Raw genomic sequence first — 25336 nt, forward strand, 5'->3', positions numbered from 1 at the left:
AAAAACATCAGGAGACAAACCATGAAGACTTCAGCATTCGCGCGCCGGCGCCTGCTTTGCCTGGCACTGGCGAGCGTGGCGGGCGTGAACCTCCCGGCCCTCGCGCAAGCGGCATTTCCGGAACGCCCCATCACCTTGGTCGTCGGCTGGTCGGCGGGCGGATCCGCCGACGTTCTCGCGCGGCTGGTCGCCGCGGAGATGGCGACGACGTTGAAGCAGCCGGTGATCGTCGACAATCGCCCGGGCGCAGGCAGCAACATCGCCTCGAAGCTCGTTGCGGACGCCAAGCCCGACGGATACACGATCATGCTGGCCACCTCCGCGTCGCATGGATTCAATTCGGCGCTGTTCTCGAAACTGCCCTACCGGCCCATCGAGGATTTCGCCCCGATCGGAGAGATCAACACGTCGCCGGGCACACTGCTCGTTCCGAACAACTCTCCCTTCAAGTCGGTCCAGGACATCGTCGATGCGGCCAAGGCACAGCCAGGCAAGCTGAACTACGGCTCGGGCGGCTCTGGCTCGTCTCAGCATCTTGCGGCGGCGCAGTTCATCAAGCTCGCCAACGTGGACATCACGCATATCCCGTTCAAAGGTTCCGGCCCGATGCTGGTCGATCTGATGGCAGAGCGGATGGACTTCACCATTACCACGGGGCCCGTGCCGTACGTGCGCGCGGGCAAGCTGCGCGCGCTGGCGGTGGCCGCCCGGCAACGTCATCCCGCCATGCCCGACGTGCCCACGTTCGAGGAGCAGGGCATGAAGCTCTACACGGACAACTGGTACGGCCTGGTCGCCCCGGCGGGCACGCCCAGGCCGGTGCTGGAGACCTTGAACGCCGCGCTGAACAAGGCGATCACCAAGCCCGAGATGCAGAAGCAGTTCATCGAGCAGGGCGCGTTCCCCGGCAAGGCGACCACGCCGGACGAGTTCTGGGCGTTTGTGAAGCAGCAAATGCCGATCGCTGGCGACCTCGTGCGTCAATCGGGCGCCAAGGTCGATTGAGGTCGTTCAAACGGGGATGAGAAGAGCCGCGTACGCGGCTCTTTTTACGTGGACGCTCCGGCCGTCCCTGCGAGCCTGTGCTGATTCACAAGAAAAACTCCGTTATCGAACGTCAAAGACTCAGCAATGCTTTCTTTTTTCTGGGATACGATTTTTTCTCGATACGCGACACAGAACGCTGCGAGGCAGTGCGAGACAGAAAATAATGAAAGAGACGAGCCCACTCCCGCCGTCGCCGGCGAATGCCTGTGACGCGCACCTACACCTGTACGATTCAGCGCTGATCGCTGCGCCTGCACATCCCAATCCCTTGGCCGATTGCGATGCCCGCCGCTACCGGACGCTGCGCGAGGCATTGGGCCTGCGTCGCGCCGTCGTCGTGACGCCCGCGCCGCATGTCGACGACAACCGCGTCACGCTGAACGCCATTCAGGCCCTGGGCGCGAACGATACGCGGGGGATCGCCGTTGTGTTCCCGGACGTGACCGACGCCGACCTCCAGCGTCTGAATGCGGGCGGGATCCGCGGCGTGCGCTACACCATCGCGATTCCCAAAACGGCGGTGACACGGATCGTGACCCTGCCGCGCCTGGCGCCACGGCTCGCCGCGCTCGGCTGGCATGCGCAGTTGCACATGACGCCCGCGCAGATCGTCGAGCATCGCGACCTGCTGACGGCGCTGCCGTGCGCGATTGTGTTCGACCACATGGCGCGGCTCGCCGACACGGACGCGGACCACCCGGCCTGGGACATCGTCGAATCGCTGCTGCGGTCCGGCGACACCTGGGTCAAGCTTTCCGGCCACTATCTTGCGCGCGATGCCGCCACCGCGCGCGCCACGGCGGTTCGACTGGCGGCGCTGGCGCCCGAACGCGTGTTGTGGGGCTCCGACTGGCCGCACCCGACCGAAATGCCGTCCCCGCCGGATACGCGCGCCACCGTTGCCGCCCTGCACGATTGGCTGCCCGACGCCGCGCTGCGCCAGCGCGCGCTGGTGGACAATCCGGCGCGGCTCTATGGCTTCGCCTGAGCAGAGGGCGCCATGGAGCATATCGATTGCGTCGTGATCGGTGCCGGCGTCGTGGGCCTGGCCATCGCGGGCATCGCTGGATACGGAAGCCACCGGGGCCCTGGCCCGGCGTATTGCGCCGTTGGGTTGGCACGTGCAGCTGCATGTGGACGGCGCGGCGTTGGTGGCGCTCTCGCCCTGGCTTCGCGCGTTGCCGGTGCCCGTAGTGCTGGACCACATGGGGCGCTTGAATCCGGCGCATGCGCCAGACAGCCCGCCTTGGCAAACGCTGCGCGCATTGCTTGCCGAACCGCACATCTGGGGCAAGCTGTCCGCGCCCTACCTGCTCGATCCCGGTGGCGTGCCCGGCTATCGCGCGCTCGCGCCCGTGACGGAGATGCTGCTGGAGACCGCGCCGCAGCGTCTGCTCTGGGGCTCGGACTGGCCTCACCCCGGCTGGCACGCGCAGGGCCATCCGCCGTTGGACGAAGCCGCGTTGCGCGATTGGGCGTGGCGGCAACTCGATGCGCGTGGCATCGCACGCGCGGTGCTGGTCGACAATCCGGCGCGTCTGTTCGGATTTGGCGGGATTGCTGGTTGAGGGGCTCTTACGCTTTGGGCGGGCTGCGGCGTCGTGAATGATTGCCGCAGCCCGGTACGAACACCGTCGAGGCTGCGATAGCCGAATCATCATCAGCGTTCGTACGCTTCCCTCATCATCCCTGCGCCGGCAGCGCCTTCAACAGTGCCTCGTTGAACCGCTTGGGATCCTGCACTTGCGGCGAGTGGCCGAGCTCGGGCCACGTGACGAGCTTGGCGTTCGGGATGGCCTTGGCTGCCTTCGGGCCGAGCTCCGGGTAGTTGCCCAGACGCTTGGCCACCTCGGGCGCCGCGGCGTCTTTGCCGGGCGCGGTGTTGTCTTTTTCGCCGATGAGCAGGGTGGTGGGCATGGCGATCTGGCCGAATTCGTGCACCACCGGCTGGGTGTAGAGCATGTCGTAGGTCAGCGCCTGGTTCCAGGCGACGCGTTCGCGGCCTTCGCCCTGGAGCATGCCGGCGGCCATGAGCACCCACTTGTCGTAGTCTTCGCGCCATTGGCCGGCGTAGTAGGTGCCGAGCTGGTATTTCTTCATGCCTTCGAAGTTGGCCTTGAGCTCGCGCTGATACCAGTCGTCGATGCTGCGGTAGGGCACGCCTTCCTGCTTCCAGTCTTCGAGGCCGATCGGATTCACGAGCACCAGGGCTTCGGTCTGCGGGCCGTGCATGAGCGCGTAGCGCGCGGCGAGCATGCCGCCCATGGAGTGGCCGACGATGCTGGCGCGTTCGATCTTCAGGTGGTCGAGCAGCGCGTGCGTGTTGGCGGCCAGCTGGTGAAACGAAAACTGGTAGGCCTGCGGTTTGTCGGACTTGCAGAAGCCGATCTGGTCGGGCACGACGACCCGGTAGCCGGCCTGGCTCAGCGCGGTGATACTGGCATCCCAGGTCGCGCCGCAGAAATTCTTGCCATGCATGAGCACGACGGTCTTGCCGTTGGGCTTGGCGGGGGCGACGTCCATGTAGGCCATGGAGAGCTTCTGGCCCTGCGTGTCGAGCGCGAAGCGCTTGACCTCGTGGGGATACTCGAAGCGCTCCAGGTTGGGACCGTAGTCAGGCACCTTGGGCGCGTCCGCGGCAATGGCGCCGCCGGCGAGCGCGATGCCGGCGCAGAGCGCGCCCAGCCGGAGATGTCGGGATCGTGTCATGCATGTGACTCCTGTTATGACGCCGGCCCGCTGCCGGCGCTGTAAGGGAGGGACAGCAAAAACGAGGCCCGGGTTCCGCGAGGATGTCCAATGTTGAGCGTTGGCGGGGGATATTCCGGCCTGTGCTTCCTGCTTGCGCACGGAAAATGCAGTCTGACACCTGATCAAGGCGAGGCGGGGAAAATGCAGTCTGACTCCTTTCCCAGTCTGATTCCTTTCCCCAGATCCACCCCCACCTCCGCGCCACCCAAAAGCAAAGCGCGCCCCGCGGGGCGCGCTTTGCTCGTGCAGAACGGCTTGCTCAGTTGGCGGAGATCTTGCCGACTTCGATCACTTTCTTCCAGCGGGCGAATTCGTTGGCCTGGAACTTGGTGAATTCTTCGGGGGTGTTGCCCACGACTTCGAAGCCGAGTTCGAGGAGCTTGGGTTTGACGGTGGGGTCGTTCAGTGCGTCGACGATGGCGCCGCGGAGTTTGTCGCGGATGTCGGTGGGGATGCCCTTGGGCGCGGCGAAGGCCTGCCAGGAGGTGACGGTCACGCCCTTGAAGCCGAGTTCGGCCATGGTGGGCACGTCGGGCAGCAGCGGCGAGCGCTGCGGGCCGGTGACGGCGAGCGCGCGCAGCTTGCCGGACTGCACGTGCGTGAGGCAGGTGTTGATGTTGCTGAAGCTCGCGTCCACCTGGCCGCCGAGCAGGTCGACGATGGCGGGCGCGCCGCCCTTGTAGGGGACATGGGTGGCCTGGGTGCCGGTCTCTTGCCAGAACAGCTCGGCGGTGAGGTGGTCGGAGGTGCCGTTGCCCGCCGAGGCGTAGGTCATCTTGCCCGGGTTGGCCTTCTGGTAGTCGAGCACTTCCTGCACGCTGCGGAACTTCGAATTCGCGTTCACGACCAGCACGTTGGGCGCCTGCACGGCCACGGTGATGTAGTCGAAATCCTTGAGCGGGTCGTAGCCGGCTTCCTTGACCAGGTGCGGGCCGATCACGAAGGGGCCGAGCGAGGAGACGAGGATCGTGTTGCCGTCGGGCGCGGCGCGCTTGGCCTGCGCGGTGCCCACGGTGCCGCCGGCGCCGGGGCGGTTTTCCGTGACGAAGCTCGCGCCGAACTTGGCCTGCAGCTTGGCGCCCACGGTGCGCGCGATCAGGTCGGTGGAGCCGCCCGGCGGGAAGGGGACCAGCAGCGTGACGGGCTTGGACGGCCACGTGTCGGCGTGGGCCAGGGTGGGTGCGACCACGGCCAGGCCGAGCGCGAACGTGCACAACAGTTTCTTCATCGATGTCTCCTCATTACGGCGTCTGTGCGCCAGGGATGCTGCAGCGGCGGGATCTGGTGTCCCGGTGGCTCCCGCGCGGTTGTGCCGCGCGGGTCTGGATCGTGCGGGTCTGGATCGTGCGCGTTAAGGCCGCTTGCCCACTTCGGTCTGCTCGCGCGTCCAGGCGCGGGCCTGATCGCTCAGCGAAAGGCCGAGGCCGGGGCGGTGGGGCACGAGCATGCGGCCGTCGCGGATTTCGAGGCGCTCGTTGAACAGCGGCTCGAGCCAGTCGAAGTGTTCGACCCAGGGCTCGGTCGGATAGGCGGCGGCCAGGTGCACATGCAGTTCCATGGCGAAGTGGGGCGCGAGCATGACGCCGGCCTGTTCGGCCTGGCCCAGGATCTTCAGGAACGGCGTGATGCCGCCCACGCGCGGCGCGTCGGGCTGGATGTAGTCGGCGCCGCGATGGCGGATCAGATCGCCGTGTTCGGCGGCGCTGGTCAGCATTTCGCCGGTGGCGATGGGGGTGTCGAAATTGGCGGCGAGCGCGGCGTGGCCTTCGTGGTCGTAGGCGTCAAGCGGCTCTTCGATCCATACCAGGTTGTATTGCTCGAAGATGCGGCACATGCGCTGGGCGGTGGGGCGGTCCCATTGCTGGTTGGCGTCGACCATCAGCGGCACGTCGTCGCCCAGGTGCTTGCGCACGGCTTCGACGCGGCGGATATCGAGCTGGCGGTCGGGCTGGCCGACCTTGAGCTTGATGCCGCCGATGCCGCGTTCGCGCGAGGCGCTGGCGTTCACCAGCAGTTGCTCCAGCGGGGTGTGCAGGAAGCCGCCCGAGGTGTTGTAGCAAGCCACCGAGTCGCGGTAGGCGCCGAGCAGCTTGGCGAGCGGCAGGCCGGCGCGGCGGGCCTTGAGGTCGTAGAGCGCGACGTCGAACGCGGCGATGGCCTGGGTCGAGAGGCCGCTGCGGCCGACCGACGCGCCGGCCCAGCACAGCTTGGTCCAGAGGCGGCCGATGTCGCTCGGGTCTTCGCCGATCAGGACCGGGGCGATCTCTTTGGCGTGGGCAAACTGGCCGGGGCCGCCGGCGCGCTTGGAGTAGCTCAGGCCCAGTCCGTGGTCACCGTTCTCGGTCTGCACTTCGACGAACAGCATGGCCACTTCGGTCATGGGCTTTTGGCGGCCGGTCAGGACTTTGGCGTCGCTGATCGGGGTGGCCAGGGGCAGGTAGCACGACGAGATGCGCAGCCACGCGATGCGGTCGGCGGAAGAGGAAGTGGTCATGACGGGTTCCGGTAGTCTCCGTGGCCCACCGCCGGGAACGAGTCCCGAGGATGGACAACGTTATCATTTTGGGGAAATAAAAAGCACCGAGTCACCCTGCCGGCGTACCGGTGCGCGGGGTCAGTGCGGGCCGAGCCGGTCTGCGAAGACCTGGATCGGTGAAAGAATGATAACGTTGTCCATTGCCTGTCGCAAGACAGGCGGAATGCTCGAAAACCCGCAAATCGGCGGCAAGGATTTCGCGACCGGGCGTGCGACCGCGCCGCGTCGGACCCGGGGTTCGCCGGGGGCGTCCGGCCACCGCACGGGCCCGCCGGCCGGGACGGATCGAGACCGAACGCCTACACTGCGCGCACGGCTTCGAATCGCGGCGTCCGCCGCTCACGCTCTGCCTCGACGCTCGCGTCTACACACCGGTATCAATGAAACCCAAGTCCATCACGCTGCATGACGTCGCCCGGGAAGCGGGCGTTTCCCTGATCACCGCGTCGCGGGCATTGGGGAATCCGGGGCGCGTGTCGCAGGCCACGCTCGAGCGGGTGCAGGCGGCCGCGGCCGCGGTGGGCTATATCCCGAACCTGCTGGCCGGCGGGTTGAAGTCGCGCCGCAGCCGCACGGTGGCGGCGCTGGTGCCGATCATTTCGGTGCCGCAGTTCCTGCCCACGATCGAGGCGCTGACGATGGAGCTGGACCGCGAGGGCTATCAGCTGATTCTGGGGCAGACGGGCTACGACCACGCGCGCGAGGTCGGGCTGCTGAACGCCATGGCGGGACGACGCGTGGACGGGATCGTGGTGGCGGGCCTGCTGAACGACACGGCGGCGGCGAAGCGGATTCGTGAGATCGGGATTCCGGTGGTCGAGACGTGGGAGTTCAGCGAGCAGCCGCTCGATATGCTGGTGGGCTTTTCGCATCAGGAGGTGGGCCGCACGGTGGCGGACTACTTCAGGGCCAAGGGCTGGCAGCGCGTGGGTGTCGCGACGGCCGACGACCGGCGCGCCCGGATACGTAGCGACGGCTTTTTGGCCGCATGGGGGGGGCACGACATGCCCAAGGCGGTCGTGCCGGCGCCCAGCAACGTGGCATCGGGCCGGCGCGCCTGTGCCGAGCTGTTGCAGCAGGATCCGTCGATCCGGGCGATTTTCTGCAGCGCCGATGCGATGGCCGAGGGCGTGTTGACCGAGGCGCGCGTGCGTGGCCTGCGCGTGCCCGAAGACCTGGCCGTCTGTGGCTTCGGCGGGGCGGATTTCGCGGCGCATCTGGCGCCGGCGCTCACGACGGTGCAAGTGGACGGCGCCTGGATCGGCAAGCAGGCGGCGCGCATCCTGATGGCGCGTTGCCGCGGCGAAACGGTGGACGATCCGGTGATCGACGTGGGCTTTCAGATCATCGAGCGGGCGTCGACGGGCGGCTGACGTCGTTGGCCGCCGGAAAGCGCACCGTCACGCCCAGCCCTTTGCCATCGAGCCCGGCGCCGACCTCGACCGTGGCGCCGTGCAGACGCGCGATGCGTGCGACGAGCGACAGGCCGATGCCGCTGCCATGGCCGACGGCGTCGGGGGCGCGGTAGAAGCGGTCGAGAATGCGAGGCCGTGAGGCTTCGGGTACGCCGGGGCCGTCGTCCAGCACGGCGAGCACCACGTCGTTCGACATGTCGTCGTGGTCGCAACGGAGCACGATGCGTCCGCCCGGGCCGCTGTAGCGCACGGCGTTGTCGAGCAGGTTGCGCAGCAGGATGCCGAGGCTGTCGAGGTGCCCGCGCACGAGGCCTGGGTCGAGTTCGGTTTGCAGAATCTGGCCGCGCTGCTCGGCGCGCGCTTCGTAATCGCGTGCGACCGCGGCGCCGACCGCGGCGAGGTCGATGCGCACGGCGGCGTCGAGCAGACCGGCCGACTCCATGCGCGCCATATCCAGCAACTGCTCAGACATGCGGGCGCTGCGCTGCGTGGCCTCGAAAATCTGGCGCACGTTGGCGCGAATCTCGTCGAGATCGTCGCTGCGCAGGGCGTTCTCTGCCTGCACGGAGAGCACGGCGAGCGGCGTGCGCAGCTCGTGCGCGGCATCCTGCAGGAAGCGGCGTTCGTTTTCGATGGAAGCCTCGGCGCGCGCCAGCTGCTGGTTCAGCGCGCCGACCAGCGGCTGGATCTCGTCGGGCATGTCGGCGTCGGGCAGCGGCTCGAGGTCGAGCGGCTGGCGATTGCGCAGCGCGGTGGAGAGCCGCAGCACGGGCGCGAACGTGGCGTAGGTGATGGCCCACGACACGGCGGCGAGCAGTACGAACAGCACGCTCATGAGCGCCAGGGCGGTGCGCAGGCGCTCGCGCAGCTCGTTGCGCAACTGCCAGGTGGCTTTGCCGACCTGCACCTGGATGCGGCCTTCGGCATCGCTGATCGCGTAGGTGCGCCACTCCGTGCCTTCGACGACGGTGGAGGCCAGCCCGTCTTTGCGCGAGGGCACCAGCGGCGACCTGGGCGAGTTGGGCGAGGCGAGCAGACGGCGGCCGTCGTCGAGCGCGTAGGCCTGGATCGCCACGTCGGTCTGGTCGGGCGCCAGACGCAGTTGATCCGAAAGCGTGTAGCCCTCCGGCAGGCCGGTGAGCTCGAGTCCGCGCGGCAGCGAGAGCAGGGCGGTCTGGCCCACGCTCTGGAGGTTGTAGTCCCATTCGCCGGTGCGTTCGCGCGTCATCTCCGCGCGATACCAGGCCAGCATCGCCACGCAGAAAAGCAGCAGCACGGCCAGGATGCCGGCCTGCAGGCGCAATCGCAACGAGCGGTGCGAAGAGCCGCCCCTCATGCCGCGGCGGTCCGGATGCGGTAGCCGTAGCCGTGCACGGTTTCGATGCAGTCTTCGCCGAGCTTTCTGCGCAGCTGATGCACGTAGACGGCGACGGTGTTGCTGCCGGTGGCGGCGCTGTCGCCATACACGGCGAGCTCGAGCGCGGCGCGCGAGAGCGACTTGCCGGCGCGTTCCATCAAAGCCTGCAGCGTGCGGTATTCGAGCGTGCTGAGCGCGACGGGCTCGCCGTCGAGCGTGACCTGGTGGTTGGCCGGGTCCATCACGATCGCGCCGCATTGCAGCAGCGGCGCGACCCGGCCGGTGCTGCGGCGAAGCACCGCGCGCAGCCGCGCCAGGAGCTCGTCGATCTGAAAGGGCTTGACGAGGTAGTCGTCGGCGCCCGCGTCGAGTCCGGCGATGCGTTCGCTGAGCCGGTCGCGGGCGGTCATGATGATGACGGGCGTGACGTCGTAGCGGGACCGGAGCTGAGCCAGCACGCCCATGCCCGAGCCGCCCGGCAGGCCCAGATCGAGCAGCACGAGTTCGAAGTCGTGGTCGATCAGGGCGAGCTGCGCCGCGCCGGCATCGCGTGCGAGCGTGACGCGGGCACCATCGCGCCGCAGCGCCACGGCCAGCGCATCGGCCAGCATGGCGTCGTCTTCGACGAGCAGAATTCGCATGGTGAGGGGGCCTTGAGGGGAAGGGCGGGCAAGCGCCGGAGTATGCGGCGCCGCGCTTTAAAAATTTTTTAATCGGGGGCGGCCGCAGCCTGAGCAGCCACCGCAGCCATATTCGCTGGCCAGTGGCGCCGCAGCGGCCCGGGCACCGCCTGACCACGGCGCAGCCGCTGGCCTCCCGAGAGTGGGGCTGTCTTTAAAGAATTCCTAAACGCCGTTCGCCATCATAACGGCCAGATACGGTGGCCGGACGCGCCGCCGTGGGAATCGACAGGAGCCATCATGCTTGGATCAATGTGGTCGCGCGGTGCGGCCGGGCTGGCGTTGCTCGCCGGCGCAGCCGGGGCGCAGGCCCAAAGTAATAACTTCATCGGCCTCGGCGTGGGCGTCGTGCCGGTGTACGAGGGCTCGCGCGAGTATCGCGCCGTGCCGCGGCCGCTGATCAATTATTCGTCGGGCCCGTTCTTCATTTCGCCGCGCGCGGGTCTGCCGGCGCTGGGGCTGCGCACCAATCTCGCCACCGATCTCGAAGGCGGGATCTTCCTGGGCATGGATCTGGGCCGCGACTCGGATGACGCCGACCGGACCAAGGGCATGCGCGACATCGATTTTCATGCGTCGTACGGCGCTTACATCGAATGGACGCCGGGCCGCTACTCGCTGGGCGCCGCGTATCGCCAGGCCGCCAAGAGCGGCTACGGCGGCACGCTCGAACTGCGCGCCTCGTATGCCGTGCTGCAGACCGAGCGGCAGCAATTGCGCCTGGGCGTGAGCACGCATTGGGCCAACAGCGATGCCATGCAGACCTGGTTCGGCGTGAGCGCCCGCGATGCCGCGCGCAGCCGCGAAGGCCTGCCGCAGTACTCGGCCTCGTCGGGCTTCAAGTCGGCCGCGGTGGCCGCGAGCTGGAACTACAGCCTGACCAAGGATTGGAACCTGATGAGCACGGTGGGCGTGAACACGGTGCTCGGCGATGCGCGCGACAGCCCGCTCAACGAGCGCAAGGCCAATGTGTTCGGCAGCGTGGGCGTGGCCTACCGCTTCTGACGCGGGCGGGCCGGGGCGGCCTGCAGGCAGAGGGCACGGCGAATGTGCCCGCCGCACCTCGCCGGCCGCACCTCGCCGGCCGCAACCGCTCAGCCCGCGCTCACGGCGTCGGGCAGGCCGAACACCGTGTCGAAGGTCCAGTTGTAGAAGAACGTGAAGATCGGGAAAAACACGATCAGCGCGGCGTCGTACAAAAAGGCCTGCCACAGGCTGACGTCGAGCCACCACGCGATCAGCGGGATCAGGAACGACACCAGCACCACCTGAAATCCGAGCGCATGGCCGACCCGGCGCGCAAACGACCGGGTGCGCTCGCGCTGACGCCGCTCCCAGGCCTCGAAGCCCAGGTTGTAGAAGAAATTCACGGTCATGCCGGTGGTGGTGATCATGAGGGACAGCATTCCGCTCTGCACCGCGCCGGCGCCCGACAGCAGGCTCAGCCAGGTGGCCGCGATGAGGATGCCCAGCGCCTCGAACAACACCACATACGTCACGCGCCTGCGCCAGCCCTGCATGGTTTCTCTCTTGCCTATCGTTGGAAAGGGCGCAAGGCTATCATCAGAGGATATGTCCATAAAAGCTGGATACTGTCAGTTTTGCTTATAGGAAGGCGGCCATGCTCACGAGCGATCACATCGAGACACTGCTGCGTATCGTGGATACGGGTTCGTTCTCGGCGGCGGCGCGCGCGTTGCGGCGCACGCCGTCGGCGGTGAGCATGGCGGTGGCCAACCTCGAGGCCGAGCTGGGTCTGGTGCTGTTCGACCGCAGCCGGCGCGAGCCCGTGCCCACGCCCGCGATGGCGGCACTGTTGCCGGGGGCGCGTCTGATCGACGAGCAACTGAGCGCGTTGCGCGCGCATGCCTTGCATCTGTCGTCAGGCGTCGAAGCGCGTCTGAGGATCGGCGTGGCCGCCGAGCTCGATGATGCGCCGGTCATGCGTGCGCTGTCCGCGATCGCGCAGCGCTATCCCGCGCTCGAGATCCAGGTGCGGCGCGCGCCGCAGGACGAGATCGTGGACGCCCTGCACCGGTCTGCCGTCGATCTGTGCGTGGCCTACGGCGGGCTCGAGCTGCACGCGCAGGAATCGATCCACGCGCTCTGGACCGAGACGCTGATGGCGGTGGCCGCGCCCGCCCATGCGCTGGGGGCACGCAAGGCCTGGCCGATCGAAACCCTGGCCCTGCACCGGCAGGTCGTGGTGGCGAACCCGGAGGTGCCCATGAGCGATGCGCGGCCCGTGATCAGCAGCCGCGTCTGGCAGGTCGACAACACGGCGGGGGCGCTCGCGCTGGTGGAGGCGGGCCACGGCTGGGCCAATCTGCCGCGCGGGAGCGTGCGCGAGGCGCTGGCGCGCAAATCGCTGGTCGCGCTGCGCTTCTCGAATACGCGCAACGGTCTGAACCTGCCGGTGTATCTGCGCCTGCCGCGCCATACCGGGCTGGGCAAGGCGGCCGCCGAGCTGGCAGAGGGGCTGCGCGCGGAGGCCCGCGAACTCGGCTGAGCGTGGCCGCGGAGACGCCAAAAGGGGGATGCACGGCGACCCCCGGGCCGTGCTACTGTCGCCGCGTGTCACGGCTTCGCGGGCCGCACTTAGCCAGCCGCGCCTGGCCGGCCGCGCCTAGCCGGCCGCGCTTAGCCGGCCGCACTTAGCCAGCCGCACTTAGCCAGCCGCACCTAGCCGGCCGCACCTAGCCGGCCGCCACCTTCAAGCGGCGACCTTATCGGGATCAGCGTGAGTTCGTCATCCGCATCGCGTCCACTGGACGCGCTCAACTTCTTCGTCGCCGACGTGCGCGACGGACTTGGGCCTTATCTCGCGATCTATCTCTTGTCGGTCCATCACTGGCCGCCCGACAGCATCGGGTGGGTCATGACCCTGGCCGGCATCGCCGCGCTGGTGGCGCAGACGCCCGCGGGCGCGCTCGTGGATCGTGTGCCGGACAAGCGCCTGCTGCTGATCGGCGCCGCCCTGCTCATCACGCTGGCCTGCCTGGCGATCCTGTTCGATGCGGGCTTCGCCTGGGTGAGCGTGACGCAGTCGCTCGCCGGGGTGGCCTCGTCGGTCTTCGCGCCGGCCATCGCGGGGGTGACGCTGGGCCTGACCGGTTCGCGCCTGTTCGCGCGCCGTATCGCGCGCAACGAATCCTTCAATCACGCCGGCAACGCGGTCGCGGCGCTGCTTGCGGGCGGCTTCGCGTATGTCTGGGGGCCCGTCGCCGTGTTTTATCTGATGGCGGTGATGGCGCTAGCCAGCATCGTGGCCGCGTGGCGGCTGCCCGCCGATATCGATCCCGAGCGCGCCCGCGGGCTGAGCGATCACGACGCGGCACCGCTGCCGCTGCGCGCGCTGCTGCAACAGCGCAGCCTGCTCGTGCTGGCCGGCAGCTGCGCGCTGTTCCATCTGGCCAACGCCGCCATGCTGCCGCTGGTGGGCCAGAAGCTGGCCCTGGCGAACGAGAAGCTCGCCACGCCGCTCACCGCCGCCTGCATCGTGGCGGCCCAGTTCGTGATGATCCCGGCGGCCCTGGCGGTCGGCCGCTACGCGGATCGCTGGGGGCGCAAGCCGCTTCTGCTGATCGGCTTTCTGATTCTGCCGCTGCGCGGGGTGCTCTACACGCTGTCGGACGACACCGCATGGCTGGTGGCGGTGCAATTGCTCGATGGTGTCGGCGCGGGCATCTTCGGCGCCGCCTTGCCGCTGATGGTGCTGGACCTCACGCAAGGCTCGGGCCGCTATAACGCGAGCCTGAGCGCCGTGACGACCGTCTTCGGGGTTGGCGCGGCCCTGAGCAACGGGCTGGCCGGCACGGTCGTGCGGTATGGCGGCTACGACATGGCGTTCATCACGCTGGCCGCCGTGGCCGCGCTGGCGTGCGCCGTGCTGCTGCTGTTGCCCGAGACGCGTCCCGCATCCGCGCCGGCCTCCGACGCGGTCGCGTGAGCGCGCGACGAACCGTACTCGCGCGCAATCCTAAGCGTTCGAGCAATCGGACCGCGCCGGGGTGCACGCGCGGCCACGCTCCGGCAGCTCCCGACGCGCGGGCCCCGTTCAGTCGGGGATCTCGGGTTCCACCAGCCGCGCGAGCTGCGCCAGCGATTCCTGCCAGCCGAGATAGCACATCTCGGTGGGGATCGCCTCGGGGATGCCCTCCTGCACGATGTGGATCTCGGTGCCGCACGACACGGCGCGCAGCGTGACCGTCGTGCTCATCTGCCCCGGCAGGTTGCTGTCGTCGAATGCATCCGAATAGCGGATTTTTTCGCCCGGCACGAGTTCGAGATAGGTGCCGCCGAACTGGTGCGCGTGGCCGGTGCCGAAATTGCGGAACGCCATGCGATGCTGACCGCCCACGCGGGCGTCGAGCGTTTCGACCTCGCAGACATAGCCGTAGGGCGGCAGCCAGCGCGCGACGGCGTGGGGATCGATGAAGGCGCGGTAGATGCGCTCGGCCGGAGCGCGCAGGACGCGGTGCAGGGTGACGGTGCCGGTAGCCATGATGGAAGTCTCCATGAATGAGGGGTACGTACAGACACGACGTGCGGGCGCGGGCCAGATCGACATCGATGGCCCTAGGGGAAACCCTCGGGCCAGGCGTGAGCCCATCCGGCGGCAGACCGGCCGTTTTCACTGTACTCGCAGTCGCGTCGCGCGCGTTTCTTATTGCCGCAAGACATATGGATTCGCGCCATAGTTCTTCGACCTGAGGACGCGCCTGGGGCATGCTGGCGTTCGGTGTTTCCACCTCACAGGGCAGGCCCATCGCATGAGCAGCACCTCCGAATTCCTCTGGTACATCCCCAATCAGGTCGAGGCGGGGCATCGTGGCGACGTCGCCGCGTCGGATCACAACAGTCTCGATACCCTGGCCGCGCAGGCCGAGGCGCTCGAGCGCAACGGCTGGCGGGGCGCGCTGCTGGGCGCCGGCTGGGGCCGCCCCGACACGTTTACGGTGGCGGCCGCGCTGGCGGCCCGCACGCGCAGCTTCGAGCCGCTGATCGCCGTGCGGCCCGGCTACTGGCAGCCGGCCCATTTCGCATCGGCGGCCGCCACGCTCGATCAGCTGAGCGGCGGCCGGGTGCGCGTGAATATCGTGTCGGGCCAGGACAGCGTGGCGGCCTATGGCGACCGCGAGGGCGATCAGGTGCAGCGCTACGCCCGCACGCGTGAATTCATGCAGCTGGTGCGCAAGCTCTGGACCGAGGAGCACGTGGACTACCGCGGCGAGTATTTCCAGGTCAGCGACTCCACCGCCCAGCCGCGCATCGTGCCTCGCGGCGAGCGGCGTCATCCCAAGCTCTATTTTGGCGGCGCCTCCGAAGCCGCCGAGCGCGTGGCGGCCACCGAGGCCGACGTGCAACTCTTCTGGGGCGAGCCGCTGGCGGACGTGGCCCGGCGCATCGAGCGGCTGCGCGCGCTCGGCGCCGAGCTCGGTCGCGAGCACGCGCCGCTCGAGTTCGGTCTGCGCGTCACCACGCTCGTGCGCGACACCACCGAAGAGGCGTGGGCGCAGGCGCAGGCCAAGGTCGCCAAAATGGCCGAGAACAACGGCGCGGGCTGGCAGGACCACCGCGGTCCGGTGGCCGTGGGGCAACAGCGCCTGTTCGACCTGCACGCGCGTGGCGAGGTGCTCGACGACAATCTCTACACCGCGCCGGGCAAACACGGTGGCGGCGGCGCCGGCACGACCTGGCTGGTGGGATCGGCGCAGGACGTGGCGCGCTCGCTGCGCAAGTATCGCGATCTGGGCATCACCCATTTCGTGCTGTCCGACACGCCGTATCAGCGCGAGATCGAACGGCAGGGGCGACAGCTGCTGCCGCTGTTGCGCGACGCCTGAGCCGGGCAGGGGGGACTCGCTGCGCAATGAAAAATGGCCACCTCGCGGTGGCCATTGTCATGTCGGGCGGCGTTCACTCGCCTCAGCTCGCCTTTTCGTCTTCGCCCTTGTAGCCGTTCTTGTACTGGCGGCCCGAGCAGCGCACCATGGCCACGCAGCCGGGATTGCCGGTCTTGGCCGTGCAGGCCGCGCGCGATTGATTGCGCGCCGTGTCGGGATCCGGGTTCAGCGCGGTGAAGCTGTTGCCGCGGCCCTTCACGCCTTTTTGCCAGGCCAGGCCGACGCAGCTGTTTTCGTAGGTGAGCAGCTTCTTGCAGCCTTTGCAGTCCTCCCAGCCCAGCAGCTTCTCGACGGCTTCTTTCTCGGTCGGATACTGATCCGCGTAGAGCAGATCGCCCGTTTCGGATTCGGCGATCGAGCCCCAGTAGCCACGCTTGTCGTACTTCGCCGACACGGCTTCGAGTTCGGCCGGCTTGGCCTTGAGGGCGGCTTCGCGGTGTTCGGCCGCATAGCCGGCGCCCACGCACACGGGCAGGGTCGTCAGCTTGCATCCGCCGTCGGGGCTGCCGGCCGTGCAGCGGCGAATCGCCATCTTGGCCGCGATCTCGGGCGAGACGCTGTTGCCCGAGTAAATCGTGTCGATCGAGTTGCGTGCGTACACCATGCAGCTGTCGGCGAACCAGCCGAGCTTGAGGCAGCCCTTGCCGCCCTGCGCGCGGCATTGCGCCACCGCGTTGACTTCGGCCTGCTTGCCGGACGTGACGGGCATGACCCAGTAGACCTTGCTGTTCTTCTCGTCGGTGGCGGTGCCGCCGTAGGTCTTGCCCACGCCCTGGGCCTGGGCCGTGCCCAGCCCCACGAAGAGCACCAGGGCGGTCATTACCGTACGTAGCGTGAGCAGAAGGCGTGCGGGCATCATCGTGTATGCGTCTAAGAGGTGAATCGCGGCGCGGCAATCGGCCGCGCGGGGCGTCATGCGCGTCGTGCGGACGGCATGCCGGAGGGAGAAGCGGCACGATCTTAGCAACTGGACCGGTGCCACCGGCGCACCGCCAAACGCTGTGAGGGACGTATTGAGTAACAAAAAATCAGACTCGTCTGACGTGGCTGAGCGGCGGCGTGTCGCCCGCAAAACGGGCGCGGAGGCAGGCGCCCAGTGTGGTTGCAGGCGCAACGAGCCGGTGCGGTGCGCGGGCCCGGGCACCGCCTAATGTCACGAAGCGAAACAAAACACGTTGAAGCCTTGCCGCTTGTCCCGGCATCATGGCGCGCGATTCACCAGATCCCGAACCGGAATAGCGCCATGAAGACACCGCAACTCTCTCGCGCCGCCGCGCTGCGCTGGCCGCTGCTGCTGGCCGCCGCCGCGCTCGTCACGTTGTCGGGCTGCGCGCCCATGGCCACGGGCGGAAGCTCCGTGCTGCCGTCCTTCTCCAACGGGTTTTCGTTTTCGCCCAGCGTGAACGTGGCCCGCAACATGAAGGGCCGCTCCGTGAACGATGCGATCGCCGCCCTCGGCGAACCGTCGCGGACCAAGAACATGGGCAATGGCGTCATGCAGCTGGAATGGACCGACTACCAGACCGCGCCCTACACCGAGTGGGTCAACACGGGATCGAGCCAGCAGGTCGTGGGCATGATCCCGGGCTCGCGCAACTCGGCGCCGACGCCGGTGATGCAGACCACGAATCATGGCTATATGCAGAACCGCACCCGCGTCTACGAATGCGCGGTGATCATGCGCATGCGAGACAGCGTCATCATCGAGTCGACGGTCGAGGGCAATGTGTGCCCTGAATTCATCGGCGCGCTGCGAACGTGGGCCGCCGAGAAAGAAGCCAAAGACTATATGAACTGACGCGCGCGTCGGGGAGCACGAGCGGATGGCTGGACGTCGAAGGTTCACCGCGCTGGTCTGCGCGCTTGCCGTGCTCATGACCGGCTGCGCGGGCAGCGGCGCGAACTCCGCCTCGCAGGGCAAGCCGAAGCGAAAGTACCTGACGCTTGCCGCCTTCAACTACACCGATCGCAGCCTCCTCGACGTCACGGTCGACAAAATCTGGATGGGGAACGCGGGGGCCTACACCACCGGGGGCCTGGCCATGGGGCCGCCGGTCTGGAAGGAAAGCGATTTTCGCTTCGGCGCCACGCGGCACGTGGTGGTGCGCTGGCGCGAGGGCAGCCGCTACGACCTCAAGACCAACCGCTATATCTCCGACGGGCAGAAGCCCGTGCCTCGCGAGGCGCTGGCCGAGGTGGCGATTCCCAAACCGTTCCCGCCCAATCCGGCGCTGCTTCTGCTGCACTTCTATCCGGACGGCCGCGTCGAGGGCGAGCTGGTCGACAGATCGGTCAACCAGTTCGATCGGCGCCGCATCTCGATGCCGCCCGAGCATGAGTACGCGCGGCGCTGGCCCGATTCGGCCAAGGGGCTGGACCAGCGCTGAGCGCGCGCCGCCGGGGCATGGGCCAGGCGGCCCTCTCCGCGCATCCCGCGCGGCCATACGCCGAACGCTTTACTCGTACATGCCGCTGTCGCGGGAGTACGTGAAGACGCGGCCGAAGTCGCCGCCGCCTTTCTGGCTGAGCTTGATGTCGAAGTAGCCGTCGGTCTTCCGGGGCAGCATCACCAGCACGTTGCTGGCATCGCTCACGTCGTGCTGGCGCGTGCCATCGGCATTCCAGTCGCCCGCGATGTCCTTGGTGAATGCCATCGGACGCGCGAAGACGGGGCGCAGTGCGTCGCCGTCGATGCGGAAGAGGTAGAGCGCTTCGAACACCGCGCCGCCACCCGAATAGCCTTCGGTCCAGGTCGCGCGCAGGCCCAGGGCCACGTCGCCCGGGCGGATCTCGTACCGCGCCAGATCCCAGCGGCGCCATCCTTGGGGCTCCGCCAGCGGCGCGCCTTCGCCCTCCTGCAGGCTGAGATCCATTGGCATGTCGATGTTGCTGTCGTACCAGTTGGTGGGCGTGTCGACCGGGTCCGGCGTGCGCGCGATGCGGCGTGGCGCGGCGCCGGGCGCGGCTTCGAAGACGCCCAGCATGACGTCGCGTTCGTCGCCCTGGCCCAGCACGTTGCTGCAATCGGTGCGGCTCGACTTGACCGCGCGTGCCGCGGCCTTGGCGGTGCGCGCCAGGCACACCATCGCCACGTAGCTGTTGGGCCGCGCGGCCCAGGGTTTGGCGCCGGCGAGCACCAGCGTGGCCGGATCGGCGGCGGGCGCGAGTTCGCGCAGCAGAAATTCTTTGGTAAAGCCGGCGGGCAGGGCGGTGCCCAGGCCGTCGGGTTGCGGCGCGCCCGACATCTGGCTGTCGCGCAGATCCCGGCCTTCCTGTGTGCGAAGCGCGTCGCGCGCTTCATCCAGCGATCGCACCGTGGTCTGAGCCATCAGGAGAGCGGGCGAGGTCGCGAGGAGCACTGCGCAAAGGGCCTTGCTTACGGAACGGGGCGTCATGGCGGAGGGGTAGGGAAGGAAAAGTGCGCTGATGTTAGCAAGCCGCTTGCGCGGGCTTTCACGCAAGGTGTTGCGGGGTTTTGCATGGGCTTACAAGTTGTGGGGTGCGGGGGCGCGGCATTGCGCTACCGTGCGCGCATGACTCGCCACGACTACGAACAAGCGCTGCTGCGCATCCTGGATCAACACGCCGATGCCGCCGGCGAGAAGCTGCGGGCTTTGATCGCGGCGCTGCCGCCCAAGGCGCGCGAGATCCATATCGCCATCTTCCCCGATCAGGACGGCACCGGCACGTTTTCGATCGTGGCCAGCCTCGACGGGCCGGACCTCTACGTGCTCAACCGCGCGATCGAACCGCATCGCAATCTGTTCGAGGTGGTGTACACGGAGACCGGGCTCGAACCCGAGGTGCCCACCTTCGCATCGCACCAGACGGCGTTCGACGTGCAGGACGTCATCGTCGACACCGCGATGGGATGGGTCGAGACCCTCTGGAATCGTTGCGCGCGCGGACATAGCCCGTTGCCGGGGCTGGTGTACGGCGAAGAAGGGTACGGCCAGCGCGAGCCGATCGCGCTGGCCGCGTAGGGCGAGGCCCTGCCTTCCCGGCAGGGCCCGTTCTTACCAGCGATAGCTCATGGTCGCGTACAGCAGGCGCGGCGCGCCATAGCGGCAGCCGCTCGCGGCCGAGCACGACATATACCCCCGGTTGAACAGGTTGCGCGCGTTCACCGTCACGCTCAGGCCCTTCATGGTGGGAGAGAGCGCGCCGAAGTCGTAGCGCGCCATGCCGTCGAACAGCAGATAGCCCGGCGCATCGCGGTCGTAACCCGGGATGTTGCTGCTGCTGGCATAGCGCGCACCCACGCCCAGCGTCAGGCCGGCCGCGCCCAGCGCGGTGAAGTCATGGTCGGCCCACAACGACGCGCTGTGCAACGGCACCAGCGCCACGCGCTGATCCTGCAGCAGCGGGTCGTTGCTGCGCGTGGTGCGGGCATCGGTGTAGGCGTAGCTGGCGGTCAGGCCGGTCGCGCCGAACTGCGCGCGCGCCTCGAGCTCGAGGCCGCGCGAACGCACCTTGCCCGTCTGCACCGAAAAGGTGGGGTTGACCGGATCCACGGTGAGCGAGTTGCGCTGCGTGAGGTCGTAGACGGCGGCCGAGAACAGCATCCGCGTGCCCGGCGGCTCGTAGCGCAGGCCAAGCTCGTACTGCGTGCCTTTGGTGGGTTTGAACGGCGTGTTGTCGCGGCTCGCGCCCAGTGACGGGGCAAACGACTGGCTCGCGCTCAGGTAGGGCGCGAGGCCGTTGTCGGCCAGATAGACCAACCCGGCGCGGCCGGTGTTGGCGCTGTCGTTCGAGCGCACCGTACGGTCGTTGGCGAAGGTGCGCTGCGTGCTGCGCGCCCAGTCCTGGCGTTGGCCCAGCACCATCACCCACTTGTCGGCGATGCGCATCTGGTCTTGCAGATACAGGCCCATCGATTCGCCGCGGGTGACGAAGCCGTTGTCGGCCGCGCGGTTCACCACCGGCGTCGCGCCGTAGGTCGGGTCGTAGATGTTGTCCAGCGGCGCCACGGTGCCGCCATAACGGTGCGAGTCGTAGCGGCTGCGGTAGTAGTCCAGGCCGGCGAGCAGGGTGTGTTCGACCGGGCCGGTATCGACGCGCCACTCGAGCGAGGTGTCGGTCGTGATGCCGCTGGAGCGCTCGTCGCGGCTGACGACGCCGCGCCGGACCGAGTCGTTGGGCAGCAGGGCGCCGAACGACACGTAATCCCAGTTGCCCTCAGCCGTGTAGTAACGCGTGTTCTGCCGCAGCTTGAGCCGGTCGTTGAATGCGTGCTCGAAGGCGTAGCCCACCGTGCCGCTGTCCATGTCGTAGCGGTCGAAATCCGGTTCGCCCACGAAGAAGTCGCGCGGCAGCTTGCCGTTGAGCGTGGCCGACGCGGGCAGCGGCGCGGCGAAGTTGGTGCGGATGCGCTGGTAGGTGGCCATCAGCGTGAGCGAGGTGGCGGCCGAGGGTTGCCAGCGCAACGACGGCGCGAGATAGGTGCGGTCGTCGGGCGTGTGGCGCATCCAGTTGTTGGCCTCGCGCGCCAGCCCGGTCAGGCGATAGGTCCAGACGCCATCCTCGGAGAGCGGGCCGGTGAAGTCGCCGGAGATCTGGCGGCGATCGTACGAGCCGTACTCCACATTGAGTTCGCGCAGGCGCTCGCCGGACGGCCGCTTGCTCACGGCGTTGACCACGCCGCCGGGGCTCAGCTGGCCATACAGCACGGAGGCCGCGCCGCGCATCACCTCGACGCGCTCCAGGCCGTAGGGCTCCTGGCCCCCGTCGTACACGCTGGATTGCAGCTTGAGCCCGTCGCGCAGCATGCCGCTGTTGCCGGTGGCCACGTTGAAGCCGCGCAGCATGAAGTCGTCGACCATGCGGCTGAACGACGGCGCCTGCGCGGCGAAGCCCGGCGTGTAGTCGAGCACGTCGGCGAGCGAGCTGGCCTTCACGTCGCGGATCTGGTCGCTCGTCACGATCGAGACCGCCTGCGGGGTTTCGACGAGGGCGGTGTCGGTTTTCATGCCGGCCGAACTGCGGCGCGCCACATAGCCGTCGACGGGGCCCAGCGCGGACTCCTGCACGCCGATCACGCGCACGGGCTCCAGCGTGCTGGTCTGGCCGGTGCGCGCGGGGCGCACGCTCAGCGTGCCGTTGGCGGTGGTCGTCAGCTCGAGCCCGGTGCCGGCGAGCGCCTGGCGCAGCGCCTGCTCGGCGTCGTAGCGGCCGCGCACGGGCGCCGCCCGGCGGCCCGCCACCAGCGCGGGATCGACCGACAGCGTGCGGCCATTGGCGCGCGCCAGCTCGGTGAGGGTGTCGGCCAGCGGCGCGGCCGGCAGGTCATAGACCTGACTGGCGGCCTGGGCGTGCAGGGCGGGTGGGGTGAGGGTCAGGCTGGCCAGCGCTCCGGCAAGAGCGGTGGCGCGTAAACGCGGGGTCATGCGGATTCTCCTGTGAGTGAGGTCTCAGCAGGGTTGTCGGATGAGCCCGGCAAATCCGATCATGCTGCGCGCGTTTCGAGTGTGACGAGCCAGCCGGCGTGGCGGCGCAGCGTGATCGGCAGGGTCTGGGCGAGCGCGTCTAGGGCGGCGTCGGTGTCGTCCAGCGGGAAGGTCCCCACGACCCGGAGACGGGCTGCCTCGGGCGCCAGCCGGATCCAGCCGCGCCGGTAGGGGCGCAACGCGTCGACGACCCGCGCGAGCGGCTCGTCGCGCACGACCAGCATGCCGCTCGGCCAGGCGGCGCGCCAGGCACTGCCCGGCACGATCTCGCCGGGCCCGCCGGCGTCCACGCGCAGGCTGGCGCCTGCGTCCAGCGTGGTGCGCGCACCCTGGCTCCAGACCTCGACCGTGTCGCGCAGCGCGGTGACTTCGCTCTGCCCCTCGCCCTGCACCACGGCGAACTGGCCCTGGCGCGCGTGCACTTCGCAATGCGCGGTCGCGACCACGAAGGGGCGGGCGTCGGCGGCCACCTCGGCGCACAGCGCGCCCGCCCGCAGCACCACGCGCCGCTCGCTGTCGTCGTAAGCCAGGTCGGCGGCGGAGCGGGCGTTGAGCGTGAGCACCGAGCCATCGGGCAGGGGATAGCGCCTGCGTTCGGCGGTGCCCGTGCGCAGGTCGGCGGTCAGCGTCATGAGGGGCGTGTGGCGATCCAGTACCCAGGCCGCCGGGCCGCCGCCCGCCAGCAGCAGCCCCGCGCCGATGATCCATTTGCGTCGTGAGACCGGCTGGCGCAGGGCTGCGCTGGCCGCACCGGCCTGCGGGCCGCGCACGGGGGCGAGCGCGCCGCTGACGGCGCCGCACACCGTCTGCCAGGCTTGTGCGTGCGCCGGGTCGGCCAACCAGGCCGAGAAGCGCGCGCGGTCGGCCGCGCTTGCAGCGCCCGACTCCAGCAGCACCATCCAGTCGATTGCGCGCTCGAGCGCGTCGGGAGAGGCTGGCACCGCGCTCATGCCGCGCCGGCGCCGGTCTGCGCGGCCACGCAGGCGGCGATCGCCTGTTTCATGTAGCGCCGCACGCTGATCTCGGCCACGCCGAGCTGCCGCGCGATCTGCGGATAGCTCAGGCCGTCGAGCTGGCTGAGCAGAAACGCGGCGCGGGCCTTGGCCGGCAGGCGGGCGAGCATGCGATCGATCTGGGTGAGGGCTTCGAGCACGAGTGCGCGCGACTCTTCGGAGGGCGCATGCGCTTCCGGCAGGGCCGCGAGGCTGTCGAGGTAGGCGCGCTCGAGCTCGCGCCGGCGCCAGAAATCCACCAGGACGCGCTGTGCCAGCGTGGTGAGGAAGGCGCGCGGCTCGCGCAGCGCCTGCGCCTGGCGGCCGTTCATCAACCGGATGAACGTGTCCTGCGTGAGGTCCGCCGCATCGTGGGCGCAGCCGAGCCGGCGGCTCAGCCAGCGTTGCAACCAGGGCTGGTGCGCGGTGTAGAGGGAGGCGACGGCGGACTGCTCGGTAGGAGGTAGGGACATGCGTGCCGCCGGTTGCGCCGGGCCGATAGGAGATTCAAGGAAACCGCACGCCAGGGCAGGCCGTGCCGTTCAGTGGAACTGTGGTGTAGAGCCGACGCTTGCAGGCGAATTACGCCCGGCGGCTTGGCTGCGCCGGGCTGGCGTCTCTATACTAATAGCTATTCTCATTATCATTATAAGCCTGCAGCTATGGTTCCCGCCACGTCCCATTCCGACGCACGCGCCGACGTGGGGCGGCTCTACCAGGATCATCACCGCTGGCTGATCGAGATGCTGCGGCGGCGCCTGGGAGGCGACACCGAACACGCCGCCGATCTGGCGCAGGACACGTTCGAGCGCCTGATGCGCGCGGGCACGAGCGGCGTGTTGCGCGAGCCTCGCGCCTACCTCGCCACCGTGGCGACTCGCCTCATGGCCAACTTCTATCGCCGTGTCGCGCTGGAGCGGGCCTATCTCGAAGCGCTGGCCGTGGTGCCGCAGGCGTATCAACCCTCGGAAGAAGATCGCGCGCTGGTGGCCGAGGCGCTGGCCCGCATCTCGCGCGTGCTCGACGGACTGCCCGTGCGCGTGCGCAACGTGTTCCTGTATGCGCAGCTCGACGGCATGGCTTATCGCGACATCGCGGAGATGCTCGGGATCACGCTCAATATGGTGCAGAAAGATATGGTGAAAGCCATCGCGCACTGCCACGCGGCGCTCTACGAATGAGCGGGGTGGGGAGAAGGGCGGCCCATGCCGCGGCGGCCGGTGCCGGGGCGGCCCATGCCGCGGCGGCCGCGAGCCCCACGCCCCGCATTGCGGCGGCGGTGATCGAGCAGGCCGCGACCTACTTCGTGATGCTGCAATCCGAGCCGGAACGGGATGCGCCGCTGATGCGGGAGTGCGGCGATTGGCGCGCGATGCACCCCGATCACGAAACCGCCTGGGTGCGCGTGTGCGGGCTCATGCGTCTGCCCGGCGCCAATCTGCTGCACGGGCCGAGCGTGCGCGTGGCGCTGGACGACAGCGCGCGGCGCGCACGCAATCGCCGGCGCGAGCTGCTCGGCCTCGCCACGTTCGCCGGGGCGCTGGGATTGGGCGGTCTCACCGGCAGCCGGCCGGCATTGGCACAACGCATTCATACCGGTACCGGAGCTCAACGCACGCTCGCGCTGCCCGAAGGCGTGACGCTGCTGCTCAACACGCGTACGGACTTGCTGCTCTATCCGGAGGGCGCGCGTCCGCGTGCGCTGCTGCTGGGCGGCGAAGTGATGGTGCACGCGCAATCGCCGTTCACGCTCATGACGCAGGCGGGCCGTATCGACGCCGCCGATGCGCGGTTCGGCGTGCGCGACACCTGGGCCGGACAGAGCCGCGTGGCGGTGGGGCGCGGCGAGATCTGGCTCCAGCCGGCGCAGGGCGCGGGCGCGAGACGTGTGCGCGGCGGCGAGATGACCGAGCTCTGGAGCAACGGCGTCGATGCGCTGCGGCAGCTGTCGCCCATGGCCGATAGCTGGGCGCAGGGCGTGGTGGCTGCCGAACGCATGCCGTTGGGCGAGCTGGTGGCCGAGCTGGCGCGTTATCGGCCGGGGCTCACGCGCTGCGACCCCGAGGTGGCGGATCTGCCGATCTCCGGCACCTTTCCGCTCGACCGCACCGACGAGGCGCTGCAGATGATTGCGCAGGTGCTGCGCCTGCGCCTGGTGTACCGCAGCCGCTACTGGGTGACGCTCGCCGCGGCCTGAGGCCTTTTT

25 protein-coding genes are annotated in these 25336 nt (G+C 68.7%); 13 read left to right on the forward strand and 12 right to left on the reverse strand.

The features are described from left to right. Window positions 1-21: 21 nt before the first annotated feature. The 3 genes from CAL25_RS05290 to CAL25_RS05300 all read left to right on the forward strand — a co-directional run bounded on the left by CAL25_RS05290 (window position 22) and on the right by CAL25_RS05300 (window position 2615). Window positions 22-1005: a Bug family tripartite tricarboxylate transporter substrate binding protein gene (locus tag CAL25_RS05290; RefSeq protein ID WP_094798914.1), complete on the forward strand. Its 984-nt coding sequence runs from the start codon at window positions 22-24 to the stop codon at window positions 1003-1005. 205 nt (window positions 1006-1210) lie between these two features. Next, on the forward strand, window positions 1211-2035 hold the full coding sequence (locus CAL25_RS05295; RefSeq protein WP_094798915.1) for an amidohydrolase family protein: 825 nt from the start codon (window positions 1211-1213) through the stop codon (window positions 2033-2035). A gap of 40 nt (window positions 2036-2075) precedes the next feature. Beyond that, complete coding sequence (locus CAL25_RS05300) at window positions 2076-2615, forward strand: amidohydrolase family protein (protein WP_094798916.1); 540 nt, start codon at window positions 2076-2078, stop codon at window positions 2613-2615. 115 nt (window positions 2616-2730) lie between these two features. Here CAL25_RS05300 and CAL25_RS05305 read toward each other — a convergent pair whose 3' ends face one another. From CAL25_RS05305 to CAL25_RS05315, 3 genes are all read right to left on the reverse strand, one after another. After that, window positions 2731-3756 carry an alpha/beta fold hydrolase gene (locus CAL25_RS05305; RefSeq protein WP_094798917.1) on the reverse strand — a complete coding sequence of 342 codons (1026 nt, stop codon included), beginning with the start codon at window positions 3754-3756 and terminating at the stop codon, window positions 2731-2733. Window positions 3757-4057: 301 nt separating this feature from the next. Further along, entirely contained in the window at window positions 4058-5026 is a 969-nt protein-coding gene (locus CAL25_RS05310; protein WP_094798918.1) for a Bug family tripartite tricarboxylate transporter substrate binding protein, read from the reverse strand. A gap of 123 nt (window positions 5027-5149) precedes the next feature. Then, window positions 5150-6292: an L-talarate/galactarate dehydratase gene (locus CAL25_RS05315; protein WP_094798919.1), complete on the reverse strand. Its 1143-nt coding sequence runs from the start codon at window positions 6290-6292 to the stop codon at window positions 5150-5152. Window positions 6293-6714: 422 nt separating this feature from the next. Here CAL25_RS05315 and CAL25_RS05320 point away from each other — a divergent pair, with 422 nt between their 5' ends. Then, window positions 6715-7707 (forward strand): LacI family DNA-binding transcriptional regulator, encoded by a 993-nt coding sequence (locus CAL25_RS05320; RefSeq protein ID WP_094798920.1) that lies wholly within the window; start codon window positions 6715-6717, stop codon window positions 7705-7707. Here the strand turns inward: CAL25_RS05320 and CAL25_RS05325 are convergent. Beyond that, the gene (locus CAL25_RS05325) at window positions 7679-9085 is read right to left on the reverse strand and encodes an ATP-binding protein (RefSeq protein ID WP_094798921.1); all 1407 of its coding nucleotides are present in this window, start codon (window positions 9083-9085) and stop codon (window positions 7679-7681) included. The genes CAL25_RS05320 and CAL25_RS05325 overlap by 29 nt on opposite strands. Continuing rightward, window positions 9082-9747 carry a response regulator transcription factor gene (locus tag CAL25_RS05330; RefSeq protein ID WP_094798922.1) on the reverse strand — a complete coding sequence of 222 codons (666 nt, stop codon included), beginning with the start codon at window positions 9745-9747 and terminating at the stop codon, window positions 9082-9084. The genes CAL25_RS05325 and CAL25_RS05330 overlap by 4 nt, the downstream gene beginning before the upstream one ends. 279 nt (window positions 9748-10026) lie before the next feature. Between CAL25_RS05330 and CAL25_RS05335 the strand changes: the two genes are divergently transcribed. Beyond that, window positions 10027-10791 (forward strand): MipA/OmpV family protein, encoded by a 765-nt coding sequence (locus CAL25_RS05335; protein WP_094798923.1) that lies wholly within the window; start codon window positions 10027-10029, stop codon window positions 10789-10791. An 89-nt stretch (window positions 10792-10880) separates the two neighbouring features. Here the strand turns inward: CAL25_RS05335 and CAL25_RS05340 are convergent, their stop codons facing one another. After that, window positions 10881-11306 (reverse strand): PACE efflux transporter, encoded by a 426-nt coding sequence (locus CAL25_RS05340; protein ID WP_094798924.1) that lies wholly within the window; start codon window positions 11304-11306, stop codon window positions 10881-10883. A gap of 101 nt (window positions 11307-11407) precedes the next feature. On the opposite strand from CAL25_RS05340, the gene CAL25_RS05345 reads away from it, so the two are divergent. Further along, entirely contained in the window at window positions 11408-12295 is an 888-nt protein-coding gene (locus CAL25_RS05345) for a LysR family transcriptional regulator (protein WP_094798925.1), read from the forward strand. Window positions 12296-12526: 231 nt separating this feature from the next. Then, window positions 12527-13735, forward strand: a complete 1209-nt coding sequence (locus CAL25_RS05350; RefSeq protein WP_094798926.1) for an MFS transporter — start codon at window positions 12527-12529, stop codon at window positions 13733-13735. Between the two features lie 108 nt (window positions 13736-13843). On the opposite strand, the gene CAL25_RS05355 is transcribed toward CAL25_RS05350, so the two are convergent. Then, the gene (locus tag CAL25_RS05355) at window positions 13844-14290 is read right to left on the reverse strand and encodes an SRPBCC family protein (RefSeq protein WP_094798927.1); all 447 of its coding nucleotides are present in this window, start codon (window positions 14288-14290) and stop codon (window positions 13844-13846) included. Between the two features lie 268 nt (window positions 14291-14558). Between CAL25_RS05355 and CAL25_RS05360 the strand changes: the two genes are divergently transcribed. Continuing rightward, the gene (locus CAL25_RS05360; RefSeq protein ID WP_094798928.1) at window positions 14559-15632 is read left to right on the forward strand and encodes an LLM class flavin-dependent oxidoreductase; all 1074 of its coding nucleotides are present in this window, start codon (window positions 14559-14561) and stop codon (window positions 15630-15632) included. An 82-nt stretch (window positions 15633-15714) separates the two neighbouring features. Here CAL25_RS05360 and CAL25_RS05365 read toward each other — a convergent pair whose 3' ends face one another. Continuing rightward, on the reverse strand, window positions 15715-16548 hold the full coding sequence (locus tag CAL25_RS05365; RefSeq protein ID WP_249278961.1) for a DUF4189 domain-containing protein: 834 nt from the start codon (window positions 16546-16548) through the stop codon (window positions 15715-15717). A 387-nt stretch (window positions 16549-16935) separates the two neighbouring features. Here CAL25_RS05365 and CAL25_RS05370 point away from each other — a divergent pair, with 387 nt between their 5' ends. After that, on the forward strand, window positions 16936-17490 hold the full coding sequence (locus tag CAL25_RS05370; protein ID WP_094798930.1) for a hypothetical protein: 555 nt from the start codon (window positions 16936-16938) through the stop codon (window positions 17488-17490). Window positions 17491-17515: 25 nt separating this feature from the next. Beyond that, window positions 17516-18079, forward strand: a complete 564-nt coding sequence (locus tag CAL25_RS05375; protein ID WP_094798931.1) for a DUF3304 domain-containing protein — start codon at window positions 17516-17518, stop codon at window positions 18077-18079. A gap of 69 nt (window positions 18080-18148) precedes the next feature. Here CAL25_RS05375 and CAL25_RS05380 read toward each other — a convergent pair whose 3' ends face one another. After that, window positions 18149-19021, reverse strand: a complete 873-nt coding sequence (locus CAL25_RS05380) for a hypothetical protein (RefSeq protein WP_249278962.1) — start codon at window positions 19019-19021, stop codon at window positions 18149-18151. Window positions 19022-19225: 204 nt separating this feature from the next. On the opposite strand from CAL25_RS05380, the gene CAL25_RS05385 reads away from it, so the two are divergent. Further along, window positions 19226-19675, forward strand: a complete 450-nt coding sequence (locus CAL25_RS05385) for a DUF6389 family protein (protein WP_094798933.1) — start codon at window positions 19226-19228, stop codon at window positions 19673-19675. A 33-nt stretch (window positions 19676-19708) separates the two neighbouring features. On the opposite strand, the gene CAL25_RS05390 is transcribed toward CAL25_RS05385, so the two are convergent. Genes CAL25_RS05390 through CAL25_RS05400 form a run of 3 tightly spaced genes read right to left on the reverse strand, consistent with a single transcriptional unit; the run spans window position 19709 to window position 23603 of the window. Further along, window positions 19709-22078 carry a TonB-dependent siderophore receptor gene (locus tag CAL25_RS05390; protein WP_094798934.1) on the reverse strand — a complete coding sequence of 790 codons (2370 nt, stop codon included), beginning with the start codon at window positions 22076-22078 and terminating at the stop codon, window positions 19709-19711. A gap of 59 nt (window positions 22079-22137) precedes the next feature. Then, window positions 22138-23088, reverse strand: coding sequence for a FecR domain-containing protein (locus tag CAL25_RS05395; protein ID WP_094798935.1), 951 nt, complete (start codon window positions 23086-23088; stop codon window positions 22138-22140). Then, complete coding sequence (locus CAL25_RS05400; RefSeq protein ID WP_094798936.1) at window positions 23085-23603, reverse strand: sigma-70 family RNA polymerase sigma factor; 519 nt, start codon at window positions 23601-23603, stop codon at window positions 23085-23087. Before CAL25_RS05400 ends, CAL25_RS05395 begins: the two co-directional genes overlap by 4 nt. Window positions 23604-23792: 189 nt before the next feature. Here CAL25_RS05400 and CAL25_RS05405 point away from each other — a divergent pair, with 189 nt between their 5' ends. Together CAL25_RS05405 and CAL25_RS05410 are read left to right on the forward strand one after the other, a co-directional pair. After that, window positions 23793-24311, forward strand: a complete 519-nt coding sequence (locus CAL25_RS05405) for a sigma-70 family RNA polymerase sigma factor (RefSeq protein ID WP_094798937.1) — start codon at window positions 23793-23795, stop codon at window positions 24309-24311. After that, a complete protein-coding gene (locus CAL25_RS05410; protein ID WP_094798938.1) occupies window positions 24308-25327 on the forward strand; it encodes a FecR domain-containing protein in 1020 nt (339 codons plus the stop codon). Before CAL25_RS05405 ends, CAL25_RS05410 begins: the two co-directional genes overlap by 4 nt. Window positions 25328-25336 lie beyond the last annotated feature (9 nt).

This window comes from Bordetella genomosp. 5 (assembly GCF_002261315.1).
Lineage (GTDB): Bacteria > Pseudomonadota > Gammaproteobacteria > Burkholderiales > Burkholderiaceae_B > Bordetella.

Bases quoted from the DNA above. Each gene is read 5' to 3' on its own strand.
- CAL25_RS05290 (WP_094798914.1), top strand. From the start codon at position 22: ATGAAGACTTCAGCATTCGCGCGCCGGCGCCTGCTTTGCCTGGCACTG.
- CAL25_RS05295 (WP_094798915.1), top strand. From the start codon at position 1,211: ATGAAAGAGACGAGCCCACTCCCGCCGTCGCCGGCGAATGCCTGTGAC.
- CAL25_RS05305 (WP_094798917.1), bottom strand. From the start codon at position 3,756: ATGACACGATCCCGACATCTCCGGCTGGGCGCGCTCTGCGCCGGCATC.
- CAL25_RS05310 (WP_094798918.1), bottom strand. From the start codon at position 5,026: ATGAAGAAACTGTTGTGCACGTTCGCGCTCGGCCTGGCCGTGGTCGCA.
- CAL25_RS05315 (WP_094798919.1), bottom strand. From the start codon at position 6,292: ATGACCACTTCCTCTTCCGCCGACCGCATCGCGTGGCTGCGCATCTCG.
- CAL25_RS05320 (WP_094798920.1), top strand. From the start codon at position 6,715: ATGAAACCCAAGTCCATCACGCTGCATGACGTCGCCCGGGAAGCGGGC.
- CAL25_RS05325 (WP_094798921.1), bottom strand. From the start codon at position 9,085: ATGAGGGGCGGCTCTTCGCACCGCTCGTTGCGATTGCGCCTGCAGGCC.
- CAL25_RS05330 (WP_094798922.1), bottom strand. From the start codon at position 9,747: ATGCGAATTCTGCTCGTCGAAGACGACGCCATGCTGGCCGATGCGCTG.
- CAL25_RS05335 (WP_094798923.1), top strand. From the start codon at position 10,027: ATGCTTGGATCAATGTGGTCGCGCGGTGCGGCCGGGCTGGCGTTGCTC.
- CAL25_RS05340 (WP_094798924.1), bottom strand. From the start codon at position 11,306: ATGCAGGGCTGGCGCAGGCGCGTGACGTATGTGGTGTTGTTCGAGGCG.
- CAL25_RS05345 (WP_094798925.1), top strand. From the start codon at position 11,408: ATGCTCACGAGCGATCACATCGAGACACTGCTGCGTATCGTGGATACG.
- CAL25_RS05355 (WP_094798927.1), bottom strand. From the start codon at position 14,290: ATGGCTACCGGCACCGTCACCCTGCACCGCGTCCTGCGCGCTCCGGCC.
- CAL25_RS05360 (WP_094798928.1), top strand. From the start codon at position 14,559: ATGAGCAGCACCTCCGAATTCCTCTGGTACATCCCCAATCAGGTCGAG.
- CAL25_RS05365 (WP_249278961.1), bottom strand. From the start codon at position 16,548: ATGCCCGCACGCCTTCTGCTCACGCTACGTACGGTAATGACCGCCCTG.
- CAL25_RS05370 (WP_094798930.1), top strand. From the start codon at position 16,936: ATGAAGACACCGCAACTCTCTCGCGCCGCCGCGCTGCGCTGGCCGCTG.
- CAL25_RS05375 (WP_094798931.1), top strand. From the start codon at position 17,516: ATGGCTGGACGTCGAAGGTTCACCGCGCTGGTCTGCGCGCTTGCCGTG.
- CAL25_RS05380 (WP_249278962.1), bottom strand. From the start codon at position 19,021: ATGGCTCAGACCACGGTGCGATCGCTGGATGAAGCGCGCGACGCGCTT.
- CAL25_RS05385 (WP_094798933.1), top strand. From the start codon at position 19,226: ATGACTCGCCACGACTACGAACAAGCGCTGCTGCGCATCCTGGATCAA.
- CAL25_RS05390 (WP_094798934.1), bottom strand. From the start codon at position 22,078: ATGACCCCGCGTTTACGCGCCACCGCTCTTGCCGGAGCGCTGGCCAGC.
- CAL25_RS05395 (WP_094798935.1), bottom strand. From the start codon at position 23,088: ATGAGCGCGGTGCCAGCCTCTCCCGACGCGCTCGAGCGCGCAATCGAC.
- CAL25_RS05400 (WP_094798936.1), bottom strand. From the start codon at position 23,603: ATGTCCCTACCTCCTACCGAGCAGTCCGCCGTCGCCTCCCTCTACACC.
- CAL25_RS05405 (WP_094798937.1), top strand. From the start codon at position 23,793: ATGGTTCCCGCCACGTCCCATTCCGACGCACGCGCCGACGTGGGGCGG.
- CAL25_RS05410 (WP_094798938.1), top strand. From the start codon at position 24,308: ATGAGCGGGGTGGGGAGAAGGGCGGCCCATGCCGCGGCGGCCGGTGCC.